The organism is Paraglaciecola sp. (assembly GCF_030730205.1).
GTDB lineage: Bacteria > Pseudomonadota > Gammaproteobacteria > Enterobacterales > Alteromonadaceae > Paraglaciecola.
Window position 1 is genome coordinate 15,473 of sequence record NZ_JANQVQ010000113.1, and the last position, 1,635, is coordinate 17,107.

Consider the following 1,635-nt stretch of genomic DNA (forward strand, 5'->3'; position numbering starts at 1 on the left):
GAATATAAAAAGAGGGAAATTTGAATTAATAGTGTTGACCCTAACCTAAGGTAATACCTCAGGATAATCATGTTAGCAATTGATAAGAGTTGGTAATCAGTAAAGTGAATAGCAGAGAAAAAAAATACAGCGTGGGACAGCTAAGTAAATTAAGCGATGTGAGTGTGCGTACTTTGCATTTTTACGACGAGAAAAATTTACTTAAAGCTAAACGGGATAGTAACGGTTATCGTTTTTACGATAACTATGATGTTGCATTATTGCAGCAAATCATTATCTATCGACAAATGGATATGAATTTAGACGACATTACTACCATTATTCATGCTGATGACTTTGACTTGTTAAGTGCTTTGCAGAAACAGCGCGAGTTGCTAATACGGCGTCGTGATAACACTGACGAAATGATTAAACGAATCGAGGTATCAATACAAATGACATTAGGCGAAGAAAATTTAGATGTAATGTTGAAGGGATTACCAAAAGCTAAAATCGAAGAGTGGAAAACTGAAATAAAACAAGATGAAAATGGTAAAAAGGTTTTCGAAGCTTACGGTAAAATTTCAAATGACGAAATTCATGATGTTAAATATGAGGCTGATGAGTGGACTACGCACTACATGGAAGTCACCTACTTGCCCGTAAGCGACGAAAAAGTGCAGGCCTTAATGAAAGATGCGTATGTGATAATGAATCGCATGCTGTGCAAAACTATTGATGATTTTGCAGGTGCTAACTACAAATTTCTGAAGGCTACAAACGCAGAAGGTAGAAAAGATAAAGTAGTTGTTGATATCTATGAGACGTATCAAAAAGGCATGGCAAAACACTATTTTGATGCAATGGACTACTTTGCTGAAAACTCTCTAAAAAACAATGAAGATGAGTACATTAAGTTGAGATAAGTTTTTCAACGCAATATAGAGTTACGAAAATGTTAAGTATGGGCTACAACGCCCTGCTTATTTTATAAATAATATGATTACAAATTCGAATATCTGTTATGGCAGGAACTTGTCATACACCCTAACCAAGACGTATGACTGCTACTCTTAAGATTGTCAATTGGCTGTCAGTAACACTGAACCTCAGCTGTCCTGTGGCTAGGAGACAGCTGGCGGATAATCTCGGGTGAAGGAAACCGCAGGAGATTATCTGTGATGAGTCGTTGCTATGGCGATTTTGATGGTGGTTCGGCGGACAGTTGACTGCTCTTTGCAGAATGTGTTTTTTCGAACCCGTGATTATCCTATCCGCAAATTTCAGCGGCTCTGACACCGGCTGACTTATGGGTGACCCCGCAGGATTAATTCTTTAATCCAAATTAAGTAAGTCTCAATCGTTCTTTTTGCATAACGACGTTCAAACATGGTATCTGCAATTAAATTTAGAAATGGTGAGTTAGACATCCTTGATCCTTACAGTCAAATACTGTTTTAATATACAGCGCTTAACTGTAGTTCCGCCTATGCGCAAGATCAAGGTGTTTCGCCGTATTTCCCCCTTAGCTCGTTTAAACAAGTGATAAAAAATAAGGCTATACAAGGGCTTAGAGCTTATGTTAAAAATGGAGAAAATTAATATGCGGCCAAGTCCCGTGTTTAAACACGGCGAAGACAGGCTGATTAAACTGTT

1 protein-coding gene is annotated in these 1,635 nt (G+C 37.8%); it reads left to right on the forward strand.

Annotated elements, in window-relative coordinates; all coding sequences use genetic code 11:
* Positions 1-104 precede the first annotated feature (104 nt).
* Positions 105-905: a MerR family transcriptional regulator gene (locus NWQ57_RS08430; RefSeq protein ID WP_306021703.1), complete on the forward strand. Its 801-nt coding sequence runs from the start codon at positions 105-107 to the stop codon at positions 903-905.
* Positions 906-1,635: the final 730 nt, after the last annotated feature.